Origin of the sequence: Novacetimonas cocois (assembly GCF_003311635.1) — a bacterium.
Classification (GTDB): Bacteria; Pseudomonadota; Alphaproteobacteria; order Acetobacterales; family Acetobacteraceae; genus Novacetimonas; species Novacetimonas cocois.
Genome location: NZ_QEXL01000014.1, coordinates 34079 through 58852, shown reverse-complemented (window position 1 = coordinate 58852; position 24774 = coordinate 34079). Strand labels below are relative to the sequence as shown.

Here is a 24774-nt window from a genome sequence, read left to right as displayed (position 1 = left end):
CAGCCACCGGATCGGCGTCATCTTTTGAAATATAAGGGGAAAACAGCGCGGTAATCCATACATGGCCGATACCCGCCTGCTGCATGCATGTTCAGGCATCGTCTGCCGCCCCCTGCGGCGCGAAGCCGCGACCTGTCGGCGCCGCGTCGCAGGGGCAGGGATCATGGATTTCGGGAAATCAGTTTCATGCCGTTTTCAGGAACCTGCCGACGATAGATTTTTCGTATCGTACAGAGTTTTTTGGTGAAGCTTTTTGCAAAAAGCTTCAAAAGAATGCCGCCTTTTTGAAAAAAGGCGGCACCCAAAAACTTCTGTTATTTCTTATCAATCACATACAATGTGATGTCAGGAATCGCCGCGAAAGCGCCGTTGCAGCATGGCGCGCATCGCCTTGCGCGCCCTGCCGGCATCGCGCCCCACCTGAATGAGGGCCGGGATCTGCCCCGGATGGGCCAGCACGCTGCGCAGGATCGGCCCCAGCGCGATTTCCCCATCCGCCTGCAATGCCACGACGGCGGCGGCCGGCAATGTCCGGTCGGCGGGATCGCACACCACCCGCAGGACCGCAAAGGGAACCTTGCGTTCGGAACAGACCTGCGCCACGACGCCGCTTTCCATATCCAGCCCCTCGCATCCGCTCCGGGCGAACAGTTCAGCCTTCCGGGGGGCGTCGGATACGATCACGTCGCTCTGCAGCAGGTCGCCCCGCTGCACGCTGCGCAGTCCCTGCCCCAGCCAGTCGGAAAAGGCGGGATCGGTGGGAATGCGCGCGCCATCGACCACGACATGGCGCGGCAGCAGGACGATCCCCGCATACAGCGCGGGGTCAAGGCCCGCCGCAAGTCCGAACGACAGCACCGCGTCCACCCCGCAGGCCAGCAGCGTGGAGGTCGCGCGTCGCGCCCCGTCCAGCGTGGCGCCGCTGATCCCGAAACGCGCATTGGGGAAAAACGGGCGGATCAGCGCGGCTTCCGCCTCCATCCCCACGACAATACCCAGTCGCGTGAACGGCGCGCCTGCGGGCATCGGCTGAAAGGCTTCCACGATCAGAACCCGTATCCGACGCGACCGCTGTTGCTGGTCTGCAGGTTACGGTAACGCGACAGCGCCAGCAGCGGGAAGAACTGACGGTACCCATGATACCGCAGGTAGAAGACCTTCGGGAAACCGACGGCGTTGTACGGTTCTTCCGCCCATTCGCCATCCTTGCCCTGCGTGCGCGCAAGGTAGGCCACGCCACGCGACACCGCCTCGTCATTCTTCAGGCCCGCGGCCATCATCCCCAGCACCGCCCACGCGGTCTGTGACGGCAGGCTCTGGCTGTATTCGCCATGCGGCCCGCCTTCATAGGACTCGCACCCTTCGCCCCAGCCGCCATCGGCGCGCTGCTTGCGACGCAGCCAGTCGGTGGCGCGGATGATCATCGGATCGTCATGCGGCACGTCGGCGGCATTCAGCGCGCACAGCACCGACCATGTGCCATAGATGTAGTTCGTGCCCCAGCGTCCGAACCACGATCCATCCTTCTCCTGCTCCGCGCGGAGATAGGCGATCCCGCGTTCGATATAGGGCCGGTCCACCCCATGGCCAAGCTGCGCCAGGAAGGAAATGCAGCGCGCCGTCACGTCGGCGGTCGGCGGGTCAAGCAGCGCGCCATGATCGGCAAAGGGAATGTGGTTCAGGACATCGAGGTTGTTGTCGATATCGAACGCGCCCCAGCCACCATTGGTGCTCTGCATGCCGATGATCCAGTGGCGCGCGCGTTCCAGCGCCTCTTCATTGGCGGGATCGTTCTGCCGATGCAGCAGCATGCCCACGACCGCCGTATCATCCACGTCGGGGTAATAGTCGTTGTTGTACTGGAACGCCCACCCGCCCGGCTTCACGTCAGGGCAGTTCAGCGCCCAGTCGCCCTTGACGTTGAGGATCTGGCGCTCACGCAGCCACTGGGCCGCCTTGTCCAGCTTCTGCTTCGTTTCCTCGGTCGCGATGCCATCGGGACCGGAGGCCGCCTCGATCATGGCATGCCCGGCCAGGCCGGTATCCCAGATGGGCGAGACGCAGGGCTGGCAATAGGTTTCCTTGCCCTGGTTGACCAGCAGGCGCTGCACCGCTTCCCACGCGGCGACGGCGCGCGGATCAGTGTCCGGCACGCCGAGCGCACGGAACATCATGACGGTATTGGCCATCGCGGGATAGATCGCGCCCAGCCCGTCCACACCGTTGAGCCGCGCCTCGACAAAGTCCACGGCCACGCGAATCGCGCGACGGCGCGTCTTTTTCGGGAAAAAGCGTTCCGCCGGATGCAGGATCTTGTCGAGATACTGGAACACGTAGCCCCAGGGCGAGCGGTACGGTCCACGGATCCAGTCGCGCACCTTGTCCGGCGGCGTGACGAACAGTTCGGGCACATGCACGCCGCGCGGGTTGAGCGCGCACGGGCGCAATGCCCCCAGCACCAGCAGCGGTGCGATGACCGTGCGCGACCAGTACGACATGTTCCACACCGAAAACAGCGCCTTCTTGGGCATCAGCATCAGTTCGACCGGCATGGCCGGCGCGGCATGCCACGGAACGTCGCCAAACAGCGCAAGCTGGAGGCGGGTGAAGACGTTGGTCCGTTCCGCGCCGCCATGATCAAGGATCGCCTGCCGCGCGCGGACCATGTGCGGCGCGTTGATGTCATCGCCCAGGGCCTTGAGCGCGAAATACGCCTTCACGGAGGCGGAAAGGTCGAATTTCCCGTTTTCATACAGGGGCCATCCGCCATGCGCGCCCTGGATGCGACGCAGATAGACGCCGATCCGCCCCTCCAGCTCAGGGTTGATCCGGTCGAGGAAGTGTTCCAGCAGGACATATTCCGCGGGGATGGTGGCATCGGCCTCCAGATCGAAAACCCAGTGCCCGTCCTCGTTCTGCCGCTGCCCCAGCGCGGCCTGCGCGCGGGTGACAGCCGTATCGAGTTCCGCCGCCGGCAGGGGCGCGTCCAGCTTCACCGTCCGCGTGGCGGCGGGTGTCCTGCGCGTCGTGGTGGCCTTGCGGGCTGTACTGGTTGTCGTTTCGGGTTTTTTCGCCATTATTCCATGTTCCCCGCCCCATGACGGGGGCCTGTTCCAAATCCATGCATGTTATGTGTTCGCGACATGTCCGGCCTATGCGCCATGACGTTCGCGGATGGCCCGCGCTGCGGCGGCGCCAGACCTGATCGCGCCCTCGATTGTGGCGGGCAAACCCGTTTCCGTCCAGTCCCCGGCCAGCATCAGGTTGGGCAGCATCGTGCGCGTGCCCGGCCGCATGCGGTCCTGCGCCGGGGTCGCGGCAAAGGTCGCGCGCTTCTCACGCACGATGCGCATGGGTGGCATCTGCACCGGCAGGGGAACCGTCAGGGCCGGGTCCAGCGCCGCGCGCACCTCGTTCCAGATATGGCGGGCCAGCGCATCGGGATCATACGTGGCATAGCGGTTGGCCGCGCTGACGGTGACCGACAGGATATGATCCTTGATGAAGACCCATTCGCTGATGCCGCCCACCAGCCCGATGAAGCGCGCCTGCGCCAGTCCCCCCGTCGCCACGGGGGCGTAGGGAAGCGCGAAATGCGCGTTCACGATGGCCTCGAACGCGTCCGGCGCGTTGAAACCCGGCACGCGGTCCGCCAGGAGGGAGGACGCGACGGGCGCGGGAACCGCCATGATCACGGCATCGTCCGGCCCGATGGCGATCACATCCTGCCCGGTGCCGCGCAGCATCGTCACGCGCCCGTCCCCGACCTCCACCGCGCTGATGCGGCTGCCGGTATGGACCTGCGCCTTCATGACCGACAGGTGGGCCAGCGCCGGATCGACGAAGCTTTCCGACAGTCCCTCCCGCGGGAAGCGCGGCAGGCAGTGGCGTCCGCCCTGCGCCAGGCTTTCGCGCACGACCGCGCCCAGCAGCGCGGCGCTGCCCACGTCGGGCATGGTGTTGAGGACGGAAATCGCGAACGGCTCCAGCAGCCGCGACGACAGCGCGCCGGGCTGCAGGCAGTCGGACACCACGGCATCGGGGTCCGCCTCCATCAGGCGCAGCAGGCTACGCAGTTCGCCCAGCCGCATACCCGGCACGCGACGGCGGCGCGACAGCACCCACAGCGGCAGCTTCCCGCGCGACAGGTCCAGCGTCCAGCGCGCGCCATCGCCAAGATCCATGAAGGGGAAAACGGGACGCGTCGGCCCCGTCAGCGTCTGCTGCGCCCCGATCAGGCCGAGATAGCGGTTGACCGCGCGATTGCCCGACAGCAGCAGATGATTGCCGTTGTCGATGCGGCAGCCCAGATGCCGGTCCACGTATGAACGCGCCCGTCCGCCACAGGCCGGCCCGGCCTCGTGGACCGAAACGCGTTCCCCCGCCCCCGCCAGTTCGACCGCGGCCGACAGGCCCGCCAGGCCACCGCCGACGATATGGATATGCCCGCTCATGCCATTGCCCATGCCGGCCGTCACGACACCAGCGCGCGCGCGGCGATCAGCAGCTTGCGCGGCCGCGACAGGGACACGCGGCATTCGGGATGACGCCATCCCTGCCGTTCCTGCGCCGCCAGGATCGCGGCATAGGTCGCGCCCATCACGCGGGCGGGACGCATGGCGCGACGGTCGCACTGGCGCATCGCGGCGGCTGCGGCGCGGAAATGGTCATGCGCCCGGCCCGCCAGGATCCGCCCGACCGACTCCAGCCCCTCCGCATGGCACGCGCCCTGCGGGGTCAGCGGCACGTCGAAACGCGCCAGAAGCTCCGCCGGGAGGTACAGCCGCCCGCGCTGCGCGTCCTCCGCCACGTCACGCAGGATGTTCGTGATCTGCAGCGCACGGCCAAGGTGGAAGGCCACCCTGTCGGCAGCGGCGGAGGAATCGCCGAACACCCGCACCGACAGCCGCCCCACGGCAGAGGCGACACGGTCGCAGTACAGGTCGAACGTCGCTTCGTCCGGGGCGACGATGGGGCCACGCGCGTCCATTTCCATGCCGTCGATCACGGCATTGAAATCCTCCTGCCGCAGGCCGAACGTCCGGATGGTCGCCAGCAGCACGCGATCCAGCGCGTCCTGCGCCTCCCCCGCGTACAGGCGGCCGATACGCTCGCGCCACGCATCCAGCCGCTGGCACTTGTCCTGAGGCGTGCCATCGTCGTCGGCCACGTCATCCACCAGCCGGCAGAAGGCATAGACGGCATACATCCCGTAACGGCGGTCGGGCGGCAGGATCTGCATGCCCTTGCCAAAGGACGTACCCGAATCCCTGACCACGGCCTCGACCTCGGCCAGGTCCGCGGGATCGCATCCCAGTGGCGTCCCGCCATCATGCCGCGCACGCAAAAAAACCATCCCCGCCTTTTCCGTTCAATCCAAGGTTCACAGTGTCTGTTGCCGGACGTTCTTTAACGGCAATCGCCGCAACGGCAAAATCGGGCGCCGTTCAGGTCATCCGCCGATCACGCGCAACGCGCCGGCCATCGCCGCCAGCACGTCGCCACGCGACAGCTTGACCCGCCCCGCCACCGGGTCCTCGCGCCGCAGGCGCGCGGCAAGGCGCTTCGACAGCCCGACGATCACCGCGCATTCCATGCGCATGCGCCGGTCGCGTACCAGGGCGGGCAGGCGGGAGGCTTCGTCATTGAGGCGATCGACCTCGTCCAGCATGGCGTCGAACACCCGGCGCAGCGCCGGCAGGGCGAACGGACCGTACAGATCCTCCAGTCGCGCGCCCTCGCGCTCCATCCATTCCCGCGGGAGGTAGCAGCGATCGAGCTTGCGCAGGTCGTCGGCGCAGTCCTGCAGGTGGTTGATGACCTGAAGCGCGGTGCACAGCGCATCCGAAGGCCCCGCCGTCTGCGGCCCCTCCCCATGCAGGTCCAGCAGGAAGCGCCCAACGGGATTGGCGGAATACCGGCAGTATTCGACCAGTTCGTCCCATGTCCCGTACCGGTTCTTGACCGCGTCCTGACGGAACGCGACGATCAGGTCGGTGGCGGTTTCCACCGGCACGCCGGTGCGCGCGAACATCTCGCGCACCCTTGCCGCCGTCTGCGCATCGGGACGCTGCGACGCGGTCCTTGTGCCGCGCACGACCTCTTCCATCGCGTTCAGGCGCGCGATCTTCGCCTGCGGGTCCAGCCTGTCGGTATCGACGATATCGTCGATGACGCGCGCGAAATCGTAATAGGCATGGACGTAAGGACGCATCTGACGGCTGATGAGCAGGGATCCGACGGGAAAATTCTCGTCCCCCGCGCCCTTGCCCGACGATACGTCCTCGCTGCCCCAGACGTCATGTTCGGCTGTATTCACCCCAGGTCATCCCCCGTCATCGTCCTGTTCATGACCACACCATTGCCCTTTTGCTGGATATAGGTCGAAATCGCACCATCGGTATCGGTATAGGCGCGGCTTTTCCAGACCACGCCGCGTCCCCGATGGTGATTGATGGCCGAACCGATGGTCGCCAGCGTATAGAACCCGGCCACGGCCGGCAGCAGCAGCGCCCATGCGGGCGACAGGTTGAAACGGCGCAGCGTGGGGGTATAGGACGCCATCGACATGACCCACGCCCCCGCCCCCAGCAGGCACGCGGCGCCGTGGGTGAACAGCGCCAGTTCCATCGGCGCGATCCACACCACGATCATGCCCACAACCGTCCCCAGCAGCATCAGCGGCGAATATCCCAGCTGCACATAGGCCGTGCGGGCCACCATGCGCCAGATGTCGTGCGGGTGGGGATAGGGACGGATCGAACGCGCAAGGCAGCTGTGCCCCAGATAGATGCCGCCGCCACTATGCTTGACCAGCGCCGCCAGCGTGCAGTCATCGATCAGCGCGCCACGCAGGCTGGCGATTCCGCCGATGCGCGTCAGGGCTGTGCGCCGGATCAGGATGGTGCCCCCCGCCGCCCCGGCCGTCCTGCTGCGCGGGTTGTTGACGCTGGCGAAGGGATACAGCAGGGCAAAGAAAAAGACGAAAGCCGGGACCAGCATGCGCTCGGCCGGGCTGACACAGTTCAGCTCCACCATTTCCGACACCTGGTCCAGCCGCGATGCCTGCGCCTTGGCTACAAGGGTGGAGACATGGCGGGGATCGTGGGTGATGTCGGCATCGGTCAGCAGGATGAAGCCGTCATCGGCGGGGCACAGGCGCCGGGCCTCGGCCTCGCCCTGGCTTACGGCCCACAGCTTGCCGCTCCATCCCGGGGGGCGGGGCTTGCCCGTCACGACCGTCAGGCGTTTGCGGGGGTCGGGCACCTTGCGCGCCAGACGGCCGGTCCCGTCGGTGCTGCCATCGTCAACCACGATGACATGCATCCGCCCCGGATAATCCTGCGCCAGGAGGGAGGCGACGCATTTGCCGATCGAGGGTGCCTCGTCACGCGCGGGCACCACGACGCAGACATCCGGGCATAGCGCGCGATCAAGCTTCCTGCCGTCCACGGGGCCCAGAATCGGGCCCGCCTGCCAGAAATGCCCGTGAAAAAAGATCAGCCATCCCCATATGGCCAGCGCCAGACATGAAAGGGCGATAAGGAACATGACCGGACCTCAATCCAGCATGCCGTGCTGGCGGAACCAGTCGATGGCGTCCTTGACGGCCTCACGCGCGGGACGGGGGGAATACCCCAGTTCGCGGATCGCCTTGTCGGAGGAGAAGAACATCTTCTTGTGCGACATCGCCAGCATTTCGCGCGTGACGCGCGGGGCGATGCCGAACATGCGCGACAGCCATTCGCTGATGATCGCGATCGGCCAGATCACCGCCTGCGGCAGGCGGATGCGCGGCGGCGCCACGCCAGCCAGTTCCGCCGTCATGGCGAAGAGGTCGCGCAGCAGGTAATTCTGACCGCCCAGGATATATTTTTCCCCCAGACGGCCACGTTCCAGCGCCAGTGCGTGCCCTTCGGCCACGTCATCGACATGCACGATGTTCACGCCCGTATCGACATAGGCGGGCATGCGCCCCGCCGCGCAGTCGAGGATCATCTGCCCCGTTGGCGTGGGCTTGATGTCGCGCGGGCCGACGGGAGTGGACGGATTGACGATGACGGCAGGCAGCGCGCGTTCATGGACAAGGCGCAGGACCTCCTGCTCCGCACGGTATTTGGAGCGTTTGTAGATCCCGATCACGCCATGTTCATGAACGGGCGTTTCCTCGTCACAGACCGTCCCGTCACCGATCAGGCCCAGCGCGGCGACCGAGGAACAGTAAACGATCCGTTCCACCCCGGCGCGCTGTGCCGCGAGCATGAGTTCGCGCGTGCCTTCGACATTGGCGATCATCATCGGCACCGGATCGGGCACCCACAGGCGGTAATCCGCCGCGACATGAAAGACATAGCGGCATCCGCGCACCGCCGCGTCAAAGGTGGACGGGGTGGAAAGGTCCCCCTCCACCAGTTCGCACGGAATATCCCGCAGGTTGGTAAGGTCACTGCCCTTACGCACCATCAGGCGGAGCGAATGACCACGCTCCAGCAGGTTGCGGGCAACAGCGGAGCCGACAAAACCGGTTGCACCGGTAACGAGCGTTGGGGCAGTCATGACCTGAACTAGCACTCCGTAACAGAATTCAAGATTGCGATACGGACTCGCAACCAGCAAGAAGTACCATTTATCCCGACACCTCGCAGTGGCGCCAGACCCTGTCGTGGTGTAAGTCAGGCCCGCACTGTCACTTCGGGCGGCATTGCGACCGCTTTTCGGCTTAACAGACGCATTACGGATCTTTCTTGAGAAAGCTTACCATCCTGCTGGCCTTCCTGGGCCTGGCCCTTCTTACCGGTTGCACGGCGTGGCTTGGCGCGGGCTCGGTCATGAAGGCGATCGTGTCGATCGGCTTCGTCGGATTCATGGCGACCGTGCTGGCGCAGCTTGCAGTCGATGCAATACTGGGTCTTGCCTGGCACGCGGCTTGTCGCGACATTCCGTTCTGGCAACTGCTGGTTTCGCGCATGATCCGCGATGCGGCTGCGTCATGCCTGCCCTTCTCCCAGCTAGGGGGAATGGTGATCGGCATCCGCGCGACCTGTTCAAGCCACCTTTTCGCCGGACGTCGCGGACGCACCATCAGCGGGCCGGAGGCGGCATGCGCCAACCTGGTCGACATCACGACCGAAGTGATGGGCCAGATCCTGTTCATCCTGACCGCCGTGCTGTGCCTGGTCGCCCACCAGCAGTCCAGCCCCTTTGCCAAGCCGGTCATCATCGGGCTTGTGCTGCTGACGCTGGGAATCGGGGGCTTCATCTGGACGCAGCAGCATGGCGGCTCGCTGCTCAAGCGCGCGGGGCGCATGCTGGGTCACAACATGGCGACCCAGTGGCAGGATGCTATGATGAGCAGCGCCGACAGCCTGCAGGAACGTTTCGACGCGATCTGGTCGCACCCCCGCCGCATCGCGGAGGCGGCGTTCATGCACTATCTCGGCTGGCTGGGCAGCGCGGGGACGATCTGGGTGGCCTATTATTTCCTTGGCGCGAAGCTCAGCTTCAGCGGCGCCGTCGCGATCGAGGGGGTGGCCTGCGGCATCATGTCCGTCTCGTTCCTGGTGCCTGCGGGCCTTGGCGTGCAGGAAGCCGCCTATATCGCGCTCGGCTCCGCCTTCGGCATCGCGCCTTCGGTGTCGCTGGGACTGTCGCTGCTGCGGCGCGGGCGCGAACTGGTCATCGGGATTCCGATGCTGCTAGGCTGGCAGGCCATGGAAATGCGCAGCCTGCGCCGCAATGCGCCAGATCAGCAGGAACCCGAGGCGTCCTCCCCCGCGCCCGTGACCGCCCCCCCGTCGGGCGAGCAGTCCTCGTGACATGCGACACGCGCCCCACATGCCAACCGACCGCCGCCTTCCCGTCCCATACGGTTTCCGCCCGGTGCAGCCATGACCGCCCCCACGCCATCCGCCCCCTTGTTTGACAGGCTGGTCATCATCGGCCCCGGCCTGATCGGGTCCTCCATCCTGCGTCGGGCGCATGAAAACCGCGCCATCGCGCGCGAACTGGTGGCCAGCGACATCGACGCCGGCGTCTGCGCCCGCGTGCGCGAACTGGGCATTGCCGACCGGGTGGAGGCCGACCCCGCCCGCGCGGTAGTGGACGCGGACTGCGTGATCCTGTGCGTGCCTGTCGGGGCGATCGGCGCGGTCGCGGCACAGGTCGTGCCCGCGATGAAACACGGCGCGATCCTGAGCGAGGTGGGATCGACCAAGGTATCGGTCATCACTGGCGTCCTGCCCGCGCTGGCATCGCGGCCCGACATCGCCTTCGTGCCCAGCCACCCGATGGCGGGCACGGAATATTCCGGCCCCGATGCCGGTTTCCCCAGCCTGTTTGAAAACCGCTGGTGCCTGCTGACCCCGCCGGAGGGAACGCCCCCCGACGCGGTGGCGCGCATCACCGCGCTGTGGCAGGCCATGGGGGCGCACATACGCACCATGACGGCGGAACACCACGACCGGGTCTGCGCCATTGTCAGCCACCTGCCGCACCTGCTGGCCTTCACCATCTGCGGCACCGCCGATGACCTTGCGGGGGAGACACGTTCCGAAGTGCTGGATTTCGCGGCGTCGGGCTTTCGCGATTTCACCCGCATCGCGGCCTCGGACCCGACCATGTGGCGCGACATCTTCCTCAACAACCGCGAGGCGCTTCTGGAAATGCTGGATCGCTTCATGGCCGACGCGCACGCCATGGCCAAGGCCATCCGGGAGGGTGATGATACGGTCATCGTCAATCGCATCACCCGTGGCCGCGCCATCCGGCGCACCCTGATCGAAAACCGCCAGGCCTGACAAAACCCTGAAATCATAAAAGTTTTTGGTAAAGCTTTTTGCACAAAGCTTTGAAAGACGTCGTCTTTTTGAAAAAAGGCGACACCCAAAAACTTTTATTTGTCAGTGGATCATTTTCAGCCCCCTGAGGAAAACACCGGGCCAGACACGCAATGTGCGCCCGGCCCGGCGGGGATCATTTCACCCGCGCCACGCGCAGGGTATTGGTACTGCCGGTCACGCCAAAGGGCAGGCCCGCCGCGATGACCACGGCGTCCCCCACGCCCGCGCACCGGCTCAGCGTCGCGGCCTCCAGCGCCTGATCGACCACGGTTTCGATGCCATAGACCGGCACCTCCTGCCCGGCCGACAGGGCGATGACCCCCCATGCAACACACAGCCGCCGCGCGATTTCGTCGGTGGGGGTCAGGCCGATGATGGCGCAGTCAGGCCGTTCGCGTGAAATGCGCAGCGCCGTGCGCCCGCCCAGCGTAAAGGCCACGATTACCGGCGCATCCACAGAAACCGCCACCTGCCGGGTCGCCGCCGCGATCGCGTCGGCCACGCTGCTGTCGGCGGGGGGCGGGGTGGCGGCCTGCATCGTCAGGGTCCATCCCGCGTCGCCTTCGACGCTGCGCACGATGCGGTCCATGATCTCCACCGCCGCGCGCGGATAATCGCCCACGGCGGTTTCCGCCGACAGCATGACCGCGTCCGCGCCGTCGAACACCGCCGTCGCCACGTCGGATGCCTCCGCCCGGGTGGGGGTCGGGGCATGGACCATGCTTTCGAGCATCTGCGTCGCCACGATCACGGGACGCCCCATGCGCCGCGCGACGCGGATGATGCGTTTCTGCGCGACCGGCACCTGTTCGGGCGGCAGTTCCACCCCCAGATCGCCGCGCGCGACCATCACGACATCCGACAGGGCCATGATTTCGTCCAGATTGTCGATCGCCTGAGGCTTTTCCAGCTTGGTCAGGATCCATGCCTGTCCCCCCACCAGTTCGCGCGCGTCGCGCACGTCCTGCGGGCGCTGGACAAAGGAGAGGCCGACATATTCCACCCCCAGTTCCAGCGCGAAGGCAAGGTCGCTGCGGTCCTTCCTAGTGATCGCGGGAATCGGCAGGACCACATCGGGGACGTTCACCCCCTTGCGATCCGACAGCACGCCGCCGATCACGACCTGCGTCAGGAGGTGGTCCGCCCCCTTTTCACGCACCACCAGCTTCAGCCGCCCGTCATCAAGCAGCAGGTTGCTGCCCGTTGCGGCGGATTCCACGATTTCGGGATGGGGCAGGTGGACCCGCGTCTCGTCCCCCGGCCGGTGATCGAGGTCGAGGCGGAACATCGCGCCGGGACGCAGCGTGACGCTTCCCCCCGCGAAGGTACCGATCCGCAGCTTTGGCCCCTGCAGGTCCGCAAGGATCGCCAGTGGACGCTGTATTTCAGCCTCCACCGCGCGGATGGTGGCATGCCGCTGCGCATGTTCGGCATGCAGGCCGTGGGAGAAGTTGAGGCGGAACACATCCACGCCGGCATCCGCCAGCGCGCGTATGATCCCATAACTGGAAGTAGCCGGGCCCAGCGTCGCCACGATCTTGGTCCGTCGCTGGTTATGCGCGAATGAAGCGTCCATCGGGAATCCTCTTTGCCGGACCGGACAAGCGCGAGGAAACATGCCGCGCGGCTCGACACGGTTCCGGCGATTGCCTGAACCGGCATTCCCCGCGCATGCGACCGCAGGGAACGCCCTGCCATCGCGCGCGCCCAGCATCGGTCAGGACGGCGAGATGACTTCCTGTGGCAGCAGTCCCCACAGCGACTGTCGTTCCAGCCAGCCGGAATACTGCTTGACCGTTACCTGGCACCAGGTCGAACCGGCCTGGCACTGGCGCAACGTCCCCACCACGCCGGGTTTGAGCACCGCGACGACCGGGGACGCGGGATCAGCCTTCGCCCGCAGCATGATGGCCCCCGGAATGGCTGCCGCCTGCGCCGCGTCAGCCACGTGCCCGATGATGCGGCTGTCGGCGCGGCCGATGACATCCGTTTCCTTTTCAGACGGTTGCCCGGCCTGCCGCGCATCGCCCTGCACTGGCTGTCCCGGGATGACGAACGTGCGCGTCCCCACCAGGGTTGCCTGATGCACCCAGCCTTTCTGTCCGTCCGCATCCTCCACCAGACGCCAGACATCGAATTCACGTTCGATTTTCACCGGCAGCCCCCGGCGATGGTACACCCACTCGATCGGGTAACGCTGTCCCGGCCCGGCGCGCAGGTTCACCTCGTCCGCGCGGAACGCGGCAAAGCGCGGCAGCGGCAGGCCCGTGACACTTCCCTTGTCCGGCGCGCCGGGGGGCACGCCCGGCGCGGGCGGCGCGGCGGCATTACCACCCGTGGCGGCAGCAGCCGTCGCGGCCGCGGCGCCCGCAGCGACCGGCGCGGCGACGGCGGGATGCGCATGGTGATGCGCGGGGGCAGCAGCGGAAGAGGCGGCATGTTCATGCTGATGGGCGGCGGCACCCTTTGCCTTGTGCCCGGCATGGGCCTTTTTGCCCGATGCCGCCTTGCCCTGCGCCGCCTTTTCCGCCGTCTCGCCCTTGTGATGATGGGCACCGTGATGGTGGTGATGGGTGGCCGTGGTGGTCGAGCCCGTGCTGGCGGGCGTCGTGGCCGCCAGCGCCGCGCCGCCATGCCAGAGGGGCATCAGCACGGTCGCCACGCATGCGACGCCCCACAGATGACGCGATCGCCCCCCGATGAAGGGAACCGCCCGTTTTTCCGCCGTCCGCGCGGGGGGGGAAACATGCGGGGTGAAAACATGCCGCGTGCCTTGCGCCATCGCGTTCCTCAGTCCTTTTATAATGTGATGACCTGTCGCCCACGGGCGGCATCCAGAAATGTCGGTACCCCCACGACACGCACCGATGGCAAAAGCGCGTCATGGCGCAGATCACATACCCTCAGTCCCGCCTCGCACGCCAGCAGCCCGCATTCCAGTTCGACCACCGCGTCACGCAGGGTCGCGAATGTCGCAACACCACGCGCGGCCATGTCCGCATCCTGCGCCGAATCGCGCAGCCCGCGCCAGTCACGCGCCAGCGCATGAACCCCGCCCCCCGCCGCGAACAGCACGACGGAACGCCCCAGCGCAAGTGCCGAAGCCGCGAGGACAAGCGCATAATGTGCCCGTTCATACCCGCCGTCGAGCAGCAGGATCGCAAGATCGCCGCCCCCCGTCACCCCGTCATGTCCCGCATCTCCCGATAGCGCGCCCGTCACGACACGCCGCCCGCGTCATGGGCGCAGGCCGGGCCATGCGTGTGGGCGCGATGCGCGGAAAGGTCACGGATGGTGGCATGGGGTCCGCACAGGCGGCAATCCGGATCGGCGGGCAGGGTGATGGTATGGAACCGCATCGCCAGTGCATCCCATATCAGCAGCCTTCCTGACAGCCCCTCCCCGATTCCCAGGATTTCCTTGAGCACTTCCGTCGCCTGCAACGTGCCCATCACGCCGGTCACCGCCCCGAACACCCCGGCTTCGGCGCAGGACGGCACCATGCCGGCAGGCGGCGCGGACGGATACAGGCAGCGATAGCAGGGGCCGCCTTCATGCGGGCGGAAGGTCGAAAGCTGCCCCTCGAACCGCAGGACCGCGGCGGAAACCAGCGTCCGGCGTTCCAGCGCGCAGGCATCGGCCAGCAGGTAGCGGGTGGCGAAATTGTCGCATCCGTCGCACACGATGTCATAGGCGCGGACCAGTTCGCGCACATTGTCAGGACCCAACCGGATGTTATGACAATCGACCCTGACGCCCGGATTTATGGCCCGCATCGCCGCCGCCGCCGATTCGACTTTTGCATGGCCGACCCGCGCCGTCACATGGGCGATCTGGCGCTGCAGGTTCGACAGGTCCACCACGTCGTCATCGACCAGCCCGATGCGCCCCACCCCCGCCGCGGCAAGGTACAGCGCCAGCGGAGAGCCCAGTCCGCCAGCCCCGACAATGAGAACGCTGGCCCCGAGCAGGGCTTCCTGTCCCGTGCCGCCCACCTCCGGCAGGAGGATGTGCCGGGCATAGCGCTGTATCTCTTCTTCGGAAAAATCCACCCTTCATCCCCTGCCCGCTGTTATTGCAAAGCCTGCGGGCGTCGCATTATTATCACGTTTTCGTGATCCCATGAGCTTCATTTCATGAAACCAATGCATGCCGGATATGTTTCCCGTATAAGATGAATCATGTCACAAACCACACATGGGGGAATATAAAACAATGTCTTCTCTTTCCCGCATGAAAATCCCGTTCTCGCTGTGCGAAATGCGGCGCCAGCAGGCACGCTGGATATGTGCCGGGACGTTTGCTGCGGCAACATCGCTGTATGCCGCGTCACCGTTCGTCACATTGTGGTCGATTTCTTCCGCCATCCAGAGCCATGACATGCACGGATTGGGGCAGACGCTGCGCTGGAATTCGGTGCGCGACAGCCTCAAGACGCAGGCCATCGACGAACTGATCGGTGAAAAGCCGGCGGATGACGACCTGCCGGAATTCGGCTCGTCCTTTGCCTCCACCGCCGTGTCCAACGCCATCGACGTTCATGTGAACGAAGACAATCTCGGGGAAATCGTCGATCACCTCGTCCCGCAGGGACAGGGCACGAACACGGTTTCGCCCATCATGTTCCTGCAGCGCATGCATGCGCGTTTCGTCAAGCCGGGGCTGTTTGAAACCAGCATCGTCATGCCCGGGCATGAAAATGAAACGCCGCTGCGCCTTCAGATGCGCATCCATGCGTTCCAGTGGAAAATCCATCGCATCGACCTGCCGACGGCACGTCAGCCGCTGATGGAGGCCTCCGCCACGCAGGCACAGCCGCCCGCCATCACCCGGCACTGACGCCGCCCTCCCGACCCTTTCGCATGAACGCAGGCGCGGGCCGGTCCCCACGGCGTCGTGGGGATGGCGCGTCGCGCATTCAGCGCGCGGGGGGCAGGTCTTCCTCCAGAACCGTCATGTGCACGGCATAGGACACTTCGCCTTCGTCCTCGTCACGATGGATGGTGCCGACCACTTCGCCATTGACCGCCAGTTCGACCGACAGCCCCGCGCGCGGCGGCGCATTGACGGTCAGGCCGGGCGATCCCAGCAGGCGGCGCAGGCAGGTCTGGAGGCGCGAGATCTCGGAAGTGGAAATGGCGGTCATCGTTCCTGTTCTCCTTGAAGGATGGCGTGTGGCGCAATCGCGAACCCGCGGGGAGGAAGGGGCCATGTGAAAAACCCGGGGCGCGCGCGTCCCTGCCTGCCGGATCGGATCCGGCGCCAGAGTGAAATACGGATATTGCCGCACGCTATAGGCACATGGCGTGCCCCCCGCAACAGCCGCGTGCCCCCGATTTTCCCCATCCCTGCCCCGCGATCGCCACGAAGTCCCGGTCTTTTGCCACTTAAGGTTCATCAACAGCGCGATAGGAAAAAAGTTTGCGGATACGCTCCGTCACCCGTCTTGTGCTGCTGTGGCTGCTTCTGGCGCTCCCCATCGGGCTGACGGCGCTTGCGGCCAGCACCCAGCCCACGCCCGGCGCCCCGGTGGAGGCCACGCGCGTCCTGACGGCGCGGGCGCTGGCCGCACGGATCGCGGAAAACGGCGCGCACGCCAGCGTGGCGCAACTGGACCGGCAGCAGACATGGCCCCATGTGATCCGTGCCGTATCCTCGGGGTGGGGCGGGTGGATCGCGCTGGTGCCCGACCTGATCGCCAATACCGACAAAACCCACGTCACGGCGTTGCAGGGGGCGTTACGACGCGCAATGGTGCGCAACCCGCATGCCGTGCTGCAGGTCCTTGACCCCGGCAACGGGCCGCTTCTGGGCGGGGGGACGATCTGCGTGGACACAAGGATGCCAAAGCGCTGGCGCACGGATGTCATCCGCGGCGTGCAGGGGGTGCACGACATCCACCTCAATCATCAGGTCACCGACTGCCTGACGGCGCTTCACGCCCCGCTTACTGAAACGGCAGATAGCGGAAAGTGACGTAAATCGTATTGCCGCCCGTGGTCGGGTCGACCGACCGGCCGGCCCCGTTATTGCCGCTGAAGGCGATCTTGTGGACGTAGGTGTACTGCACGCCGGTCATCACCGCGCCATAGCGTCCCTGAAGCACATGCCACCATCCGCCCACCGTCATGTCGGCGATGGTGCGGGTCTGCGCGTTGCATGTGCTCGACGTGATTTCCTCGATATTGCACGATTCGAGGTCGAGGTCGCTGACGCCGTACCCGTACTGCATGCCATCCAGCCCGCGATAGGTGCGGCGGCCCGCCGTCTCGATCCCGCCATACAGATACAGCAGCACGTTGTTGGTCGGATGGCCGATCAGGCCCAGGCTGCCGATCAGTTCGGGAATGGGCGCGGGCGTGCCGTCAGGCTTGAACGTGGCGTCCGAAATCATCGACGGGCCATATCGCCCGATGCCCTTGCCCGCCAGCACGTTGCCCGTGACCTGCAGGAATTTGGGAATGGCATGGACGGTGATGTCCCCCCCCACGCCGCCGGCGAACGATACGCGTTCACGGATCGAATTGCTGCCATAGGTTTTCGCCAGCGATTTGAACCACCGTGCCAGGCCGTACACCTCGTAATGCGCGAGATGGGTATCCAGCGCGCCCTTGAGCACGATGTCCGGGGCCACGTCCATGCTGTATTTGGCATTGGGGTTCAGCATGCCCGAACCGCTGTTGTTATACAGGATGTCGGTGCCGCCACGCATGCCCACGCCCGGTTCCAGCGTGCCGTCGTTCAGCATGCCATCCGATTCGGCAAAGGCGACCTGCGGGGCCTCGAACGACAGGCCGACCCACCATTTGCGCCCGAAATCCTTGATGAAGCGGATCTGGGGCACGCGGGTAAAGACGATGCCGGGGATCTGGTTGTTGTCGACCACCGGCGGCAGCTGCTCATGCCGCGACAGCAGCCCCTGCGTATAGCCCGTCGTCAGGCTCCACGCCTGCCCCGCAAGGACATGGAACCCCCATTTCGTATCGCTGAAGGTCATGTAGGCCTGCCGGATACGCGGGGTATAGCTGTTGGTCTGGTAACTGTTGGCCGTGCCCGCCGCGCCGCCGAAATCGGTTTCGATATAGGCCGACAGCACCTGATGGTCCGTCGGCGTTCCCTGCAGCAGCACGCTCAGTCGCGTCAGCTGCGCCGAGGGACGGTACTCGCCGGTATGGGCGTTGGGACTGTTGGCATAGGGGAAGCTGCCCCAGCTGGTCGCAGGGCCGCTGGTCAGGTTCTTGCTGCGGTAGATGTTGGAAAAATCGATGAAGCCGCCCAGGCGCACCGACACGCCGCCAATGCGGAACACCGGCGGCAGGCTGTCCACGCCCGTCTGCGTGATCGACAGCGGGCTGGAGGAATCCATGTTCAGCTGCGGCTGCTGCTGGTTGTCGTTGTCCTGAACGGATTCGTTGGCTTCCTCCGCCGCGGTCTGGGCATCGGGTGAGACCGCCGCCCCCCCGATCGACAGGTGCCGCAGGTCGGGCACGGCATGCGGGTCGATCGGATGCGACGAAACCCCCGTCGCCCCACCACCCGACAGCTGGTTCTGGCGCACGCCGTGGCTGATGGAGGCATGCATGCCGTTCCCCGGCGCATGCGCGTGATGGGCCTCCAGCCGTTCGACCTTGGCCTCCAGCCGGCGCATCTCCTCGCGGATGGCCTGGATTTCCGCCAGATCATCCGCCCGGGCCGGCAGGGCGGCGCAGATCACGAGGACCCCCGGCAGCATCGCCCCCGCGCCACGCGCCAGCCGCCGCCACGCGCGCGTGCTGCGGCGATCGCAGGCAGGGTCAGGCAGATTCCGCCAACAGCACATCAGTCAGGCACGCAGTCCTTCAAGTAAATACAAAAGACATCATCGCATGTGTAACAACATCACCCGATGGGCGGAGAGGTGGTTCCGGCGCGCACCGCACGCAGGCACACAAGTATTTCATGTCACGATGATGTTTTTTCGCATACACTTTGTCGCATCGTGGCTCATCAGTAAAAATTTGAAAAACAGATATTTGGTTATTATTTAATTCAGCAGCTTATATTCGCATGATTATATATATTTCGTAATATTTCTTCCTATATTCGTGGTCGCGCGTCCATTTCGGGCACTGGATTTCACTGCATGGAAGCACGGCGGCATGAACACGACACCCCCTTCCCACCCCCCGGTTTCCCAGGCCCCGGTGGATGACCGCCCCCTTTCCGGCGCGGCCCATCCCGACCATCCCCTGCACTGGACCCTGTACGGGTGCGAGATGGTGGCGACGGCCGTCCTGATGATCTGCGGCATCATTTCGGTTGCCATCCTGACGGTGCCACAGACGCCGGTCGGGATATGGCTGGCCCCACATCCCATCATCCAGACGGCATTATGCGGCCTGTTCTTCGGCCTGTCGGGAACGGTGGCGGCAATGACCCCGTTCGGGAAAGTAAGTGGCGCGCATGTGAACCCGTCGGTCTCCCTGGCGTTCGCGCTGGCGGGGAAGCTGGGATGGATCGACCTGTGCGGCTATGTCGTGGCCCAGATCATCGGGGCGTGCCTGGGGACGTGGCTTCTGGCATGCGTCGCGGGGATGTTTCCGTCATGGGGGCATATCGTGACGGCGGCCGGCTATGCCGCGACGGTGCCTGCCGCCTCCGTCCCGATCCTGTGGCCGCTGGTCACCGAACTGGTTCTGACCGGCCTGCTGATCCTGATGCTGTACTGGCTGGCGGGACATCCCCGCTTCAAGGAACTGACGCCGTGGGCGGGGGGCCTGTTCTTCCTGCTGCTCAACCCCGTGTCGGCATGGCTGTCGGGCAACAGCTCCAACCTCGCGCGCAGCTTCGCGCCCGCCATCTTTTCCGGACAGTGGGCGTCGTTCTGGATCTATGCCATCGGGCCGTTCGCGGGGGCGTCGCTGTCGGTGCTGGCGATCCGCACGCATGTCTTTGGCCGGATGGAGGTCGAGGAGGCGCGGCTGGTGAATTTCGGCCATCACGGGCGCGTCCCCTCCCTGTGGCATCCCACGCGCAAGGCACCTGCCCCACGGTCATAGGGATGTCATAAGGGAATGTGATCGCGGCCGGGACTTGCAATCGCGTTCCGATCTTCCCAAACTATAGCGCAGTTGATGGGCTGGTTCATGGGAACCGGCCCGCAGACGTTCTCGGGGCGGGGCGCAATTCCCCACCGGCGGTGTTTGGCGCGATCCAGTGGTTGTGTCATCAGTCCGCGAGCGCCTGCCGGCATTCGCCAGCAGGGTCAGCAGATCCGGTGAGACCCCGGAACCGACGGTTACAGTCCGGATGATAGAGAACGCATGTCAGGATGCCCGTCCCCGCCCACGGGGGCGGCATGCAGGCGTCGTGCGCCCTGGGTCCGTCCGCATGGGATGGAGAGTATCGTCGTGGACATGTCAGTCGGACATGCACGCACGGGGACAAGGGCGACCGGGCTTCCCCCCTTTATAGACCGCGCCTTCCACGCAGCGGTGGAGGAGGCCGCCCGTCATGTCGGCGCGACGGCCCCCAATCCGCCCGTGGGATGCGCGATCCTTGATGACGTCGGGGAAATCCTGTGCGTCGGTGCGCATCACCGCGCCGGCACCCCCCATGCCGAGGCCCGGGCCATCGCGCTGTGCCGTGAACTCGGCCTGATCGAACGCGCCCGCACCATCGTCGTGACGCTGGAGCCATGCAACCACACCGGCCGCACCGGCCCGTGTTCGCAGGCGATCATGCATACCCCCATCCGCACGGTCTGGATCGGGGCCGCCGACCCCAATCCCAACATCGTCGGCGGCGGTGCCGACTACCTCCGCAATGCGGGGTGCGACGTGCGGTTCCTGTCCGGATACGACACCCCCGATGCCCGATGGCTGGCACAGCAGTGCCGCAGCCTGATCGTGCCCTTCGCCCGCCTGACGCGCACGGGGAAGGCATGGATCACGGTCAAGCAGGCCCTTGACGCCACCGGCTCGATGATCCCGCCTGCCGGGCGCACGACCTTTACATCGGCGACGGCGCTGGACCTGGCCCACCGTCTGCGTCGCGCGACCGACGCGGTGGTCACGGCCACCGGCACCATCGCCACGGACCGCCCCGGCCTTGATGTGCGGCGCATTCCCGACCATCCGGACCGCATGCCGCGCCTGCTGGCGATCTGCACCACGCGCGGGCAGGTGGACGGGGAATATGCGGACGCCGCGCGGGCCCGTGGCTTTGACGTGCGGACCTGCGCCGACGTGCGCGACCTGCCCGAACTTCTGGGACAGGCCGGGGCGATGTGGGCACTGGTGGAGGCCGGGCCGGGCCTGCTCGCCGCGCTGCGCGAACATGACATCTGGGATGACTGGCTGACGATCGGCGTGCGCCCTGACGGAACGGAGACGCTGGATGTCGCCATCCGCACGGGCACGGACACGCCGCTGCGCCTGTTTCGCGAACTGAACACCCCGAAAGGAACGGCATGTTTTCAGGGATCATAGAACATCTGGGAACCGTCACCGCCACGCGCCCGGGCGGACGCGACCTTGAAATCCGGGTGGATACGGGCATCACGGACCTTTCGCTGGGAGAAAGCATCGCGGTCAACGGCGTGTGCCTGACGGTGACGGCGTTCGACGCGGCGGGCAATGCCGCGTTCTTCATCAGTCCCGAAACGCTGGAATGTACCTCCCTGCGCCAGCTTGCGCCCGGACGCCGCGTCAACCTTGAACGCGCGGTGACGCCCGCCACCCGCCTGTCGGGCCATATCGTGCAGGGACACGTGGACGCCACGGCGCGGCTGCTGTCCATCACCCCGGATGGGGAGGCACGCCACATCGCCTTTGCCGTGCCCGCACGGCTGCGGCGCTATCTGGTGGACAAGGGGTCGATCACCCTTGATGGCATCAGCCTGACGCTGAATGCTGTGGGCGCGCCGGGGGCGGATGGCGATCCCGACGAATTCCGCATCGAACTCATGATCATCCCCCATACATGGGACCACACCACGCTGGGCACGCTGACGCCCGGCGCGACAGTCAATGTGGAAGTGGATGTCATCGCAAAATACGTGGAGACATTATGCCAGTACCGTTGATGCCCCCCCGGCTGGAAGAGGCGGTCGCGACCATCCGGCGTGGCGGCATGGTCATCCTTGTCGATGACGAGGACCGCGAGAACGAGGGCGACCTGGTGATGGCGGCCGAGCTGGTCACGCCAGAGGCGATCAATTTCATGATCACCCATGCCCGTGGCCTTGTGTGCATGCCGCTGGCCCCGGCCATCGTGACGCAGCTGGGCCTGCCGATGATGACGCAGGTCAACACGTGTCCGCGCGGCACGGCGTTCACCGTCTCGATCGAGGCGCGCGAGGGCGTGACCACCGGCATTTCCGCCGCCGACCGCGCGCGCACCATCCTTGCGGCCGTGGCCCCGGACGCGCGGCCGTCGGACCTCGTCTCGCCGGGGCATATCTTTCCGCTGCGCGCGAAGCCGGGCGGGACGCTGGAACGCGACGGGCATACCGAGGCCTCGATCGACCTTGCGCGTCTGGCCGGTCTGATCCCGGCGGCCGTGATCTGCGAAATCACGAACGAGGACGGCACCATGTCGCGCATGGACGACCTGCGTCCCTTCGCAAAAAAACACGGGCTGCCGATCCTTTCCATCGCCGAACTCGCGGCGTGGCTGCGCACGCGCGCGCAGGCCGCGGCTACACCGGGCGAGCCCGCATCCCCCTTCCCCCGCGTCGAACAGGTGGCACAGGCGCGACTGCCCAGCCGCTTTGGCGGCGAGGACATGATCATCCATGCCTTCCGCGCCCCGGACGGGACGGAACATGTCGCGATGGTCAAGGGAAAGCCCGACGCGAAGGGCACGGTGCCGCTGGTGCGGCTGCATTCGGAATGCGTGACGGGCGACGCGCTGGGATCGCTGCGCTGCGACTGCGGCGCGCAGCTGCAGGCGGCACTTGAACGCATCGACCGCGCCGACGCGGGTGTGCTTGTCTATCTGCAGGGGCACGAGGGACGCGGAATCGGGCTGGCGAACAAGATCCGCGCCTATGCGCTGCAGGACATGGGACTCGACACCGTGGACGCCAACCACCGCCTCGGCTTCGACACCGATGCGCGGGACTGGAACGTCGCGGCCGACATCCTGCGCGCGCTGGGGATCGGGACGCTGGACCTGATGACCAACAACCCCGACAAGGTCAGCGCCCTGACGCGGCATGGTTTCGATGTCCGCAGGCGCGTCGCGCTGGATATCGCGCCCAACCCGTTCAACCGCGCCTATCTGGATGCCAAGCGCACCCGCATGGGCCACAAGCTCTGCCTGCCCGCGACCGCGCCGGTCGAGGAATAAGGCCCCTTCAGGAACCAGTTGATGAGCACAAACATCCCCTCCACCACCGTGGACCTGACATTTGCCCGGCCGCCGCGCCTGGCCATCGTGGTGAGCCGCTTCAACGAAACCGTGACGCACGGGCTGCGTGACGGCGCGCTGGCGTGGCTGCGTGAACATGACATCACCATGCGCGACGACGATATCCTGTATGCCCCCGGCGCGTACGAACTGCCGCTGCTGGCGCAGACGCTGGCGAAAACCGGCCGTTATGACGGCGTGGTCTGCCTTGGCTGCGTCATCAAGGGCGATACCGCGCATTTCGAATTCATCAGCCTTGGCGCGGCCGTAGGCCTGATGCAGGCCTCGCTTTCGACCGAGGTCCCGGTCGCGTTCGGCGTCCTGACCACCTATACCGATGAACAGGCCGTGGTACGTTCGCGCGACGACATCCACAACAAGGGACGCGAGGCCGTGGCCGCCTGTGTCGAAAGTCTTGCATTGATACAGAAAATAAGAGGCTGTTAAGGTTGTGACATACCCGCGCGCGACATCCGCGCGCGGACAGGGATACTGGCGCGACAGAAGGACGGCGGATGAGGCTGATCACTTTCATCGCCGGAACATTCGGGATCGGGCTGACGATATGGATGCTCTCCCGTTTCGGCCTGCATGACATCCTTGGCCTGATCGCCACGGGGGGGTGGAGCGTCGCCGCCGTGATCGTGTTTCACGCAACGCAGGTCTGCGCCTCCGCGCTGGCATGGAAAATCCTGACCGAAAGCCATCGCAGGCCGCTTCCGCTGGGCGATTTCCTTGCCCTGCGCTGCGCGCGCGAGGGGATCAACAACCTGCTGCCGGTGGCCCAGGTGGGGGGCGAGGTGATTTCGGCCCGCCTGCTGTCACGCCGGCATGGCGTGGGCCTGCGCCGCGCCGCCGCCGCAACCATCTGCGACCTGACGATCGAACTGCTCAGCCAGGTGACATTCACCCTGATCGGGCTGGGGGTGCTGTTCTGCCTGGTCAACCGTTCCGCCGTGACGGACGAACTGATGGAAAGCGCGGGCGCGGCGCTGCTGCTGGGCGCGGTCTTTTTCGGCAGCCAGTACCTGGGCGCGGTCTCGCTGATCGAAGGGCTGCTGATGCGCATCGCCGACCATCTGGGATGGGGCGGGATGGAGGACATCCGCGGGCTGCACCACGAAATCATCACGCTGTACAAGACGCGCGGCAGTTCGCTGCGCGCGGGTGCCCTGCAACTGCTGGGATGGTCGCTCGGCACGTTCGAGGTCAGCATCATCCTGCATGGCGTGGGCCATCCGCTGTCCCTGCCGCAGTGCCTTGTGATCGAAAGCGTGGGACAGGCGGCAAAATCGGCGGGCTTTGCCGTGCCCGGCGCGCTCGGCGTGTCGGAGGGCGGGTACATCATCATCGCGGGCCTGTTTGGCGTCTCCCCGCAGATCGCGATCGCCCTGTCGCTCATCAAACGATTACGTGAAATCGCATGGGGCCTGCCCTCCCTCGTGGGGTGGCAGTGGATGGAACTGCACTGGATCGCGCCGCCGGATGCAAAACCATCAGCGCAGGTCAGGGAAGTTCCGGAACAGTCATGAAAATCGCGCCC

At 65.9% G+C, this 24774-nt stretch carries 23 protein-coding genes and 1 riboswitch; of the genes, 10 read left to right on the top strand and 13 right to left on the bottom strand.

All coding sequences use genetic code 11. The features are described from left to right. Window positions 1-345: 345 nt before the first annotated feature. The 7 genes from NJLHNGOC_RS11185 to hpnA all read right to left on the bottom strand — a co-directional run bounded on the left by NJLHNGOC_RS11185 (window position 346) and on the right by hpnA (window position 8556). Window positions 346-1026: a phosphorylase family protein gene (locus NJLHNGOC_RS11185; RefSeq protein WP_113596474.1), complete on the bottom strand. Its 681-nt coding sequence runs from the start codon at window positions 1024-1026 to the stop codon at window positions 346-348. 20 nt (window positions 1027-1046) lie between these two features. Further along, window positions 1047-3077 (bottom strand): squalene--hopene cyclase, encoded by a 2031-nt coding sequence (gene shc / locus NJLHNGOC_RS11180; protein WP_113596430.1) that lies wholly within the window; start codon window positions 3075-3077, stop codon window positions 1047-1049. 75 nt (window positions 3078-3152) lie between these two features. Beyond that, window positions 3153-4454, bottom strand: a complete 1302-nt coding sequence (gene hpnE, locus NJLHNGOC_RS11175; RefSeq protein WP_113596473.1) for a hydroxysqualene dehydroxylase HpnE — start codon at window positions 4452-4454, stop codon at window positions 3153-3155. Window positions 4455-4474: 20 nt separating this feature from the next. Further along, entirely contained in the window at window positions 4475-5356 is an 882-nt protein-coding gene (gene hpnD, locus NJLHNGOC_RS11170; protein ID WP_113596429.1) for a presqualene diphosphate synthase HpnD, read from the bottom strand. 96 nt (window positions 5357-5452) lie between these two features. Beyond that, the gene (hpnC, locus tag NJLHNGOC_RS11165) at window positions 5453-6319 is read right to left on the bottom strand and encodes a squalene synthase HpnC (RefSeq protein ID WP_113596428.1); all 867 of its coding nucleotides are present in this window, start codon (window positions 6317-6319) and stop codon (window positions 5453-5455) included. Next, window positions 6316-7551, bottom strand: coding sequence for a glycosyltransferase (locus NJLHNGOC_RS11160; RefSeq protein ID WP_113596427.1), 1236 nt, complete (start codon window positions 7549-7551; stop codon window positions 6316-6318). The genes hpnC and NJLHNGOC_RS11160 overlap by 4 nt, the downstream gene beginning before the upstream one ends. A gap of 9 nt (window positions 7552-7560) precedes the next feature. After that, window positions 7561-8556 (bottom strand): hopanoid-associated sugar epimerase, encoded by a 996-nt coding sequence (gene hpnA, locus NJLHNGOC_RS11155; RefSeq protein WP_113596426.1) that lies wholly within the window; start codon window positions 8554-8556, stop codon window positions 7561-7563. A gap of 188 nt (window positions 8557-8744) precedes the next feature. Here hpnA and NJLHNGOC_RS11150 point away from each other — a divergent pair, with 188 nt between their 5' ends. Further along, window positions 8745-9815, top strand: coding sequence for a lysylphosphatidylglycerol synthase domain-containing protein (locus NJLHNGOC_RS11150; protein ID WP_239021487.1), 1071 nt, complete (start codon window positions 8745-8747; stop codon window positions 9813-9815). Window positions 9816-9887: 72 nt separating this feature from the next. Continuing rightward, entirely contained in the window at window positions 9888-10796 is a 909-nt protein-coding gene (locus NJLHNGOC_RS11145) for a prephenate dehydrogenase/arogenate dehydrogenase family protein (protein ID WP_113596425.1), read from the top strand. A gap of 175 nt (window positions 10797-10971) precedes the next feature. Here the strand turns inward: NJLHNGOC_RS11145 and pyk are convergent, their stop codons facing one another. From pyk to NJLHNGOC_RS11125, 4 genes are all read right to left on the bottom strand, one after another. Continuing rightward, on the bottom strand, window positions 10972-12414 hold the full coding sequence (gene pyk / locus NJLHNGOC_RS11140; RefSeq protein WP_113596472.1) for a pyruvate kinase: 1443 nt from the start codon (window positions 12412-12414) through the stop codon (window positions 10972-10974). 141 nt (window positions 12415-12555) lie between these two features. Then, window positions 12556-13620 (bottom strand): SH3 domain-containing protein, encoded by a 1065-nt coding sequence (locus NJLHNGOC_RS11135; RefSeq protein WP_113596424.1) that lies wholly within the window; start codon window positions 13618-13620, stop codon window positions 12556-12558. 17 nt (window positions 13621-13637) lie between these two features. Next, on the bottom strand, window positions 13638-14060 hold the full coding sequence (locus tag NJLHNGOC_RS11130) for a DsrE family protein (protein WP_113596423.1): 423 nt from the start codon (window positions 14058-14060) through the stop codon (window positions 13638-13640). Next, a complete protein-coding gene (locus tag NJLHNGOC_RS11125; RefSeq protein WP_113596422.1) occupies window positions 14057-14890 on the bottom strand; it encodes a HesA/MoeB/ThiF family protein in 834 nt (277 codons plus the stop codon). Before NJLHNGOC_RS11125 ends, NJLHNGOC_RS11130 begins: the two co-directional genes overlap by 4 nt. Before the next feature lie 163 nt (window positions 14891-15053). On the opposite strand from NJLHNGOC_RS11125, the gene NJLHNGOC_RS11120 reads away from it, so the two are divergent. Beyond that, window positions 15054-15677, top strand: coding sequence for a DUF2939 domain-containing protein (locus tag NJLHNGOC_RS11120; RefSeq protein ID WP_110530674.1), 624 nt, complete (start codon window positions 15054-15056; stop codon window positions 15675-15677). A 79-nt stretch (window positions 15678-15756) separates the two neighbouring features. Here the strand turns inward: NJLHNGOC_RS11120 and NJLHNGOC_RS11115 are convergent, their stop codons facing one another. Then, complete coding sequence (locus NJLHNGOC_RS11115) at window positions 15757-15984, bottom strand: DUF3126 family protein (RefSeq protein ID WP_110095138.1); 228 nt, start codon at window positions 15982-15984, stop codon at window positions 15757-15759. Between the two features lie 275 nt (window positions 15985-16259). Between NJLHNGOC_RS11115 and NJLHNGOC_RS11110 the strand changes: the two genes are divergently transcribed. Next, window positions 16260-16814, top strand: a complete 555-nt coding sequence (locus tag NJLHNGOC_RS11110) for a hypothetical protein (RefSeq protein ID WP_239021486.1) — start codon at window positions 16260-16262, stop codon at window positions 16812-16814. On the opposite strand, the gene NJLHNGOC_RS11105 is transcribed toward NJLHNGOC_RS11110, so the two are convergent. Continuing rightward, the gene (locus tag NJLHNGOC_RS11105; protein WP_408890834.1) at window positions 16786-18657 is read right to left on the bottom strand and encodes a hypothetical protein; all 1872 of its coding nucleotides are present in this window, start codon (window positions 18655-18657) and stop codon (window positions 16786-16788) included. The two genes, NJLHNGOC_RS11110 and NJLHNGOC_RS11105, sit on opposite strands and share 29 nt — an antisense overlap. A gap of 319 nt (window positions 18658-18976) precedes the next feature. Between NJLHNGOC_RS11105 and NJLHNGOC_RS11100 the strand changes: the two genes are divergently transcribed. From NJLHNGOC_RS11100 to NJLHNGOC_RS11075, 6 genes are all read left to right on the top strand, one after another. Continuing rightward, window positions 18977-19876: an MIP/aquaporin family protein gene (locus NJLHNGOC_RS11100; protein WP_113596470.1), complete on the top strand. Its 900-nt coding sequence runs from the start codon at window positions 18977-18979 to the stop codon at window positions 19874-19876. Window positions 19877-19979: 103 nt separating this feature from the next. Continuing rightward, window positions 19980-20142, top strand: a riboswitch (FMN riboswitch). Between the two features lie 91 nt (window positions 20143-20233). Next, window positions 20234-21307 carry a bifunctional diaminohydroxyphosphoribosylaminopyrimidine deaminase/5-amino-6-(5-phosphoribosylamino)uracil reductase RibD gene (gene ribD, locus NJLHNGOC_RS11095; RefSeq protein ID WP_113596469.1) on the top strand — a complete coding sequence of 358 codons (1074 nt, stop codon included), beginning with the start codon at window positions 20234-20236 and terminating at the stop codon, window positions 21305-21307. Next, window positions 21289-21903 carry a riboflavin synthase gene (locus tag NJLHNGOC_RS11090; RefSeq protein ID WP_113596420.1) on the top strand — a complete coding sequence of 205 codons (615 nt, stop codon included), beginning with the start codon at window positions 21289-21291 and terminating at the stop codon, window positions 21901-21903. Before ribD ends, NJLHNGOC_RS11090 begins: the two co-directional genes overlap by 19 nt. Then, the gene (ribB, locus tag NJLHNGOC_RS11085; protein WP_113596419.1) at window positions 21903-23171 is read left to right on the top strand and encodes a 3,4-dihydroxy-2-butanone-4-phosphate synthase; all 1269 of its coding nucleotides are present in this window, start codon (window positions 21903-21905) and stop codon (window positions 23169-23171) included. Before NJLHNGOC_RS11090 ends, ribB begins: the two co-directional genes overlap by 1 nt. Before the next feature lie 21 nt (window positions 23172-23192). Continuing rightward, the gene (ribH, locus tag NJLHNGOC_RS11080) at window positions 23193-23678 is read left to right on the top strand and encodes a 6,7-dimethyl-8-ribityllumazine synthase (RefSeq protein ID WP_110530626.1); all 486 of its coding nucleotides are present in this window, start codon (window positions 23193-23195) and stop codon (window positions 23676-23678) included. A gap of 68 nt (window positions 23679-23746) precedes the next feature. Next, a complete protein-coding gene (locus NJLHNGOC_RS11075) occupies window positions 23747-24763 on the top strand; it encodes a lysylphosphatidylglycerol synthase domain-containing protein (protein ID WP_113596418.1) in 1017 nt (338 codons plus the stop codon). Window positions 24764-24774 lie beyond the last annotated feature (11 nt).